Genomic DNA, 5,252 nt, shown 5'->3' with positions numbered 1-5,252 from the left:
GTAGCAAGGAACATAAAGTGAACGGAATGACCACCACCGCCGTATGTTCCCCTCACCCTAACCCTCTCCCCGGAGGGGCGAGGGGATTGCTCAGTGCTCGCATTAATTTGTGGGGAACCCTCTCCCCGTGGGAGAGGGCCGGGGTGAGGGTACCAGACCGCAGAGGAGTCAATCACTCCCCAAGCGTCGCCACCATCACCGCCTTAATCGTATGCATCCGGTTTTCCGCCTGGTCGAAGACGATACTCGCCGCCGACTCAAACACCTCGTCCGTCACTTCCATCCCGCCGTGCAGGTCGAACTCCTTCGCCATCTGCTTGCCGAGCGTAGTCTGGTCGTCATGGAACGCCGGCAGACAGTGCAGGAACTTCACGTTCGGGTTGCCGGTGAGCGCCATCATCTGCGCGTTCACCTGATACCCCCTCAGCAGCGCTATCCGCTCCGCCCACTTCTCCTTGGCTTCGCCCATCGACACCCACACGTCGGTATAGATAAAGTCCGCGCCCTTCACGCCCGCCGCCACGTCTTCCGTCAGGGTGATTTTCCCGCCGTGCTTTTCCGCTAGCGCACTGCACTCCGCCACCAGGCTCTCTTCCGGCCAGCAGGCTTTCGGGGCCACCAGGCGTAGATCCAGCCCGGTCAGCGCCGCCGCTTCCAGCATCGAGTTGCCCATGTTGTTGCGCGCGTCGCCCGCGTAGACCAGCGTCATCTCGTTAAACGCCTTGCCCGGCAGGTGCTCCTGCATGGTCAGCAGATCCGCCAGCAGCTGCGTCGGGTGGAACTCGTTGGTCAGCCCGTTCCACACCGGCACGCCCGCGTACTGCGCCAGCGTTTCGACCACTTCCTGGCCGTGGCCGCGATACTGAATGCCATCGTACATCCGCCCGAGCACGCGTGCGGTATCCTTAATTGACTCTTTATGCCCAATCTGGCTGCCGCTCGGCCCTAACCAGGTAACGCGTGCGCCCTGGTCAAATGCGGCAACTTCGAAAGAGCAACGTGTACGGGTTGAGTCTTTTTCGAAGATGAGCGCGATGTTTTTTCCAGTAAGCTTTTGTACTTCCTTGCCATTTTTTTTATCGGCTTTGAGCTGTGCGGCAAGAGTCAGCAGAGAAGTGAACTGTGCAGGGGTAAAGTCGAGCAATTTCAGAAAGTGTTTCTTGTACAGATCAGACATTTTATCCTCGCATGGCGGACGCCACTTATTGAATTAAAATTCACTTTATATGTGTAATTATTCATTTGCAACCCCGTTTCACAAATCTTTCCAACAAAGGTGGAGGCAAACCCGTCCGTGTGTGAAAATAGAAGTATCTGCCGCACTTTAAAGAGGATTGACCCATGGCAAACCCGGAATTACTGGAAGAGCAACGCGAAGAGACGCGTCTGATTATTGAAGAACTGCTGGAAGACGGTAGCGATCCGGACGCGCTGTACACCATCGAACACCATTTCTCTGCGGACGACTTTGAAGCGCTGGAAAAAATGGCCGTGGAAGCCTTCAAGCTGGGTTACGAAGTGACCGAGCCGGAAGAGCTGGAAGTGGAAGAGGGCGACACCGTCATCTGCTGCGATATCCTGAGCGAAGGCGCGCTGAAGGCGGAGCTTATCGACGCGCAGGTAGAACAGCTGATGAACCTGGCCGAGAAGTTTGAAGTGGAATACGACGGCTGGGGAACCTACTTCGAAGATCCGAACGGTGAAGACGGCGAAGAAGGCGACGACGAAGATTACGTCGACGAAGACGACGACGGCGTGCGTCACTAAGCGTTTCAGGCGGTGGCGCGCGCCACCGCTTTTTCAAGGCAGAACCATGGATTACCCGCAGATACTCGCCCCCGTACTCAACTTCCTCCAGTGCCCGACCCCGCAAGCATGGATTGATAAAGCCCGCGACCCGGCGAACCTGCCGTTGCTGCTCACCGACCACATGGTGTGCGAGCTCAAGGCCGCCCAGACTGCGCTATTACTCGTGCGTAAATACGTCGCCGACGAAAGCGGTGCCGATGCGCTGCTCGACTGGCTCAAGCCCTACGAACAGTTCACCTTCCGCGACGGCCCGGAGCCAGACTTCATCGCCCTGCACAAGCAGATTGGCAAAAGCGTGATGCCCAAAACCGACGACCCGTGGGGACAGGCGCTCATCGACAGCATGGTGCTGCTGATTAAAGAGGAGCTGCACCACTTCTGGCAGGTGCGCGAGGCGATGCTGGCCCGCGACATTCCCTACGTCAAAATCACCGCCAGCCGCTATGCCAAAGGGATGCTGAAGGAAGTGCGCACCCACGAACCGCTGACGCTGATCGACAAGCTCATCTGCGGCGCCTACATCGAAGCCCGCTCCTGCGAACGCTTCGCCGCGCTGGCCCCGTTCCTCGACGACGTCCTGCAGAAGTTCTATCTCTCGCTGCTGCGCTCGGAAGCGCGCCATTATCAGGACTACCTGACGCTGGCTCAGCAGGTGAGCGACGACGATATCTCACCGCGCATACAGCTTTTTGGCGAAATTGAAGCCACACTTATCTCGACACCGGACCACGAGTTTCGCTTCCACAGCGGCGTGCCGGTGTAACCCGGCATAACTCAAGGATAAGGATGCGAGATGAATAAAAAGTGGACCCGTATTGTGATTATCGTCATTGCGGCTGCCTCCGTGGCGTTCTGGGTGTTTTTCGACAGGCAGCGCGCTCCGGAACGGCAGATGGATAACGCCCTCAACGCGATGCCTGCCTGGCAGGTGATTAAGGAGCAGGAGCCCGCGCTGCATCAGCGCATCCTCGACCAGATGGCCGCCCTGCAAAAGGCCGGCGAGCCGGAGCAGCAGATTATCGACACCATCCAGCCGCAGATCCTACATCTGCAGATGTCGCGCCTGCAGAACGCCCCGGACGCCAACGTGGTGAACTACATGACCATCAATATGGAGCAGACCGCCGCCATCCAGAAGGTGAGCGACGACGCCTGCTTCCGCTTCCTCTACCCGATGGTGAAGGGCGGCGTGAACCCGATGCGCATGCTGAATAAAGACCTGATGACGCGGCGCATGCAGGCCGACGCCGACATGATGCGTGCGGCCTACGGCAAAAACCGCCACACCGTGACCCCGGCCGAACGCGAGGCGGCTGTCGAGGACGTGCGGCCGATTATGAAGGCGCTTGCCGATAAGTACGGCGAGGACATCCAGCTGCTGCAGATACCCGAGAAGGCGGCGGGCAAAGAGAAGCTCTCCTGCGATATGGTGCAGGAGATGTGGGCAAAGGTGCTGGCGCTGCCTGAGCAGAAGGCGGCGGGGGTGATTCGGCTGGCGGTGTCTGAGCTGGAGTGACGAAGGACGCTGGTTTTTTGGGCACTTAGCGCGGGTTTAGCGCGTCGTCGCTTGCATGGCGGCGCGCGACAGGTATAATCCACAACGTTTCCGCATCCCCTTCAGTGCCGAAGTGGCGAAATCGGTAGACGCAGTTGATTCAAAATCAACCGTAGAAATACGTGCCGGTTCGAGTCCGGCCTTCGGCACCAAAAGTATATAAATAGACGTCAATTGACGTCTTTTTTTATGCCCAAAATCCGCGCCACACAAGGCTTTCCACGATTTTCTCCTCAACTGAAGTCAACCTAACTCAATCCACATCAACAAGCTTGTGAGTATACTAATGAGTATATTTGCCGATTCGATATTGCTTGTATACTCACGAAATACCAATGGAAGGAGGACCATTATGGCCCTAACGGATACTAAAGTTCGTTCTGCAAAACCTGAGGAGAAAGAGTATTCACTTGTTGACGGTGACGGCATGTTCTTACTTGTAAAACCTAACGGTTCCAAGTATTGGCGATTTCGTTTCCGTTTTGGCGGTAAACAGCATTTGATGGCGTTCGGTGTCTATCCTGAAATTTCACTGGCGGATGCCAGGAAGAAAAGGGAAGAGGCCAGAAGGTTGGTAGCTGCTAGTATCGATCCTCGTGAGCATAAACGTGCTGTGAAAGAAGAACAGGCGAAAGAAATTATTACTTTCGAGAAGGTTGCCAGAGAGTGGCTCGTGACCAACCAAAAATGGTCGGAAGATCATGCTAATCGCGTAAAAAAGAGTTTAGAGGACAATATCTTCCCGGCAATTGGTGCTCGCAATATTGCTGAATTGGGTACCCGCGATCTGTTAATTCCCATTAAAGCCGTCGAGACATCTGGCCGTCTTGAAGTGGCCTCCCGTCTTCAACAGCGCACCACGGCCATCATGCGTTATGCGGTGCAAAGCGGGTTGATTGATTACAACCCGGCGCAGGAGATGGCTGGAGCCGTCGCATCTGGCAATCGACAACATCGCCCGGCGCTGGAATTAAAGCGCATCCCTGAGTTACTCGAGAAAATAGACGGCTATACCGGCAGGCCGCTAACCCGTTGGGCAACGGAACTCACTTTGCTTATCTTTATTCGATCCAGTGAGCTGCGTTTTGCTCGCTGGTCAGAGATCGATTTTGAAACGTCAATGTGGACCATCCCGCCTGAGCGAGAGCCTATTCCCGGCGTGAAACATTCTCAGCGAGGATCAAAGATGCGTACACCTCATCTGGTGCCGCTTTCAAAGCAGGCGCTGGCGACCCTGAAGCAGATAAAACAGTTTTGTGGTGATAAGCATGAGCTGATTTTTATTGGCGATCACGATCCGCGTAAGCCAATGAGTGAAAACACCGTAAACAGTGCTCTGCGGGTGATGGGCTATGACACTAAAGTTGAGGTTTGCGGCCACGGCTTCCGTACAATGGCTTGTAGTTCGTTAATTGAGTCAGGGCTATGGTCGAAGGATGCGGTCGAACGTCAGATGAGCCATATGGAACGCAATTCGGTGCGGGCGGCGTATATCCATAAAGCGGAACATCTGGACGAACGCAAGCTGATGTTGCAGTGGTGGGCTGATTTTCTGGATGCGAATAGGGAGAAGGGGGTTACGCCGTTTGACTATGCGAAGATCAACCGGGGTAATGGAGATTGAGTTGTTTGAAAGTGGACATTCGAGCCTAAATTAAAAGCTGCTGACTTATCAAATGAGGAGTTGGTCGGTAGGGTCAAATAGCCGAGTTTTCACTGAGGCAACACTTTCCATTGGGCCTAAGCGGCAGGAATGCGCCATGTAAGCCTAAATCTAAAGTCACGATTACTGAGAAAACGGGAATGGGCTCTTGATTGGGCCCTATATCGTAATGAAAGTACAACAATTCGGCTACCATCAGGAGTGAAATGCTGTTCCTCAAGTTTT

At 55.0% G+C, this 5,252-nt stretch carries 6 protein-coding genes and 1 tRNA gene; 5 read left to right on the top strand and 2 right to left on the bottom strand.

The window, feature by feature from the left end; translation table 11 throughout:
• Nucleotides 1–172: 172 nt before the first annotated feature.
• Both argF and HP459_RS23420 read right to left on the bottom strand, forming a co-directional pair.
• A complete protein-coding gene (gene argF, locus HP459_RS21070) occupies nucleotides 173–1,177 on the bottom strand; it encodes an ornithine carbamoyltransferase (protein ID WP_032625248.1) in 1,005 nt (334 codons plus the stop codon).
• Nucleotides 1,147–1,242, bottom strand: coding sequence for a hypothetical protein (locus HP459_RS23420; protein WP_213083700.1), 96 nt, complete (start codon nucleotides 1,240–1,242; stop codon nucleotides 1,147–1,149). The genes argF and HP459_RS23420 overlap by 31 nt, the downstream gene beginning before the upstream one ends.
• Before the next feature lie 99 nt (nucleotides 1,243–1,341).
• On the opposite strand from HP459_RS23420, the gene rraB reads away from it, so the two are divergent.
• The 5 genes from rraB (at nucleotide 1,342) to HP459_RS21045 (ending at nucleotide 4,988) form a co-directional block, all read left to right on the top strand.
• On the top strand, nucleotides 1,342–1,767 hold the full coding sequence (gene rraB / locus HP459_RS21065) for a ribonuclease E inhibitor RraB (protein WP_017694625.1): 426 nt from the start codon (nucleotides 1,342–1,344) through the stop codon (nucleotides 1,765–1,767).
• 46 nt (nucleotides 1,768–1,813) lie between these two features.
• Nucleotides 1,814–2,572 carry a tRNA isopentenyl-2-thiomethyl-A-37 hydroxylase MiaE gene (gene miaE, locus HP459_RS21060; RefSeq protein WP_171936783.1) on the top strand — a complete coding sequence of 253 codons (759 nt, stop codon included), beginning with the start codon at nucleotides 1,814–1,816 and terminating at the stop codon, nucleotides 2,570–2,572.
• Nucleotides 2,573–2,602: 30 nt separating this feature from the next.
• Complete coding sequence (locus tag HP459_RS21055) at nucleotides 2,603–3,325, top strand: topoisomerase II (protein WP_171936782.1); 723 nt, start codon at nucleotides 2,603–2,605, stop codon at nucleotides 3,323–3,325.
• A 106-nt stretch (nucleotides 3,326–3,431) separates the two neighbouring features.
• Nucleotides 3,432–3,516, top strand: a tRNA-Leu gene (locus HP459_RS21050).
• A 200-nt stretch (nucleotides 3,517–3,716) separates the two neighbouring features.
• Complete coding sequence (locus HP459_RS21045; protein WP_171936781.1) at nucleotides 3,717–4,988, top strand: integrase arm-type DNA-binding domain-containing protein; 1,272 nt, start codon at nucleotides 3,717–3,719, stop codon at nucleotides 4,986–4,988.
• Nucleotides 4,989–5,252 lie beyond the last annotated feature (264 nt).

The sequence above is a fragment of the Enterobacter sp. CM29 genome (assembly GCF_013179605.1).
GTDB classification, from domain to species: Bacteria; Pseudomonadota; Gammaproteobacteria; order Enterobacterales; family Enterobacteriaceae; genus Enterobacter; species Enterobacter intestinihominis.
The sequence above is the reverse complement of the archived record's forward strand: the minus strand, read 5'-3'. Positions and strand labels throughout refer to the sequence as shown.

What these genes read in the sequence shown, in the direction of transcription:
- argF (WP_032625248.1), bottom strand. Translation starts at nt 1,177, where the DNA reads ATGTCTGATCTGTACAAGAAACACTTTCTGAAATTGCTCGACTTTACC.
- HP459_RS23420 (WP_213083700.1), bottom strand. Translation starts at nt 1,242, where the DNA reads ATGAATAATTACACATATAAAGTGAATTTTAATTCAATAAGTGGCGTC.
- rraB (WP_017694625.1), top strand. Translation starts at nt 1,342, where the DNA reads ATGGCAAACCCGGAATTACTGGAAGAGCAACGCGAAGAGACGCGTCTG.
- miaE (WP_171936783.1), top strand. Translation starts at nt 1,814, where the DNA reads ATGGATTACCCGCAGATACTCGCCCCCGTACTCAACTTCCTCCAGTGC.
- HP459_RS21055 (WP_171936782.1), top strand. Translation starts at nt 2,603, where the DNA reads ATGAATAAAAAGTGGACCCGTATTGTGATTATCGTCATTGCGGCTGCC.
- HP459_RS21045 (WP_171936781.1), top strand. Translation starts at nt 3,717, where the DNA reads ATGGCCCTAACGGATACTAAAGTTCGTTCTGCAAAACCTGAGGAGAAA.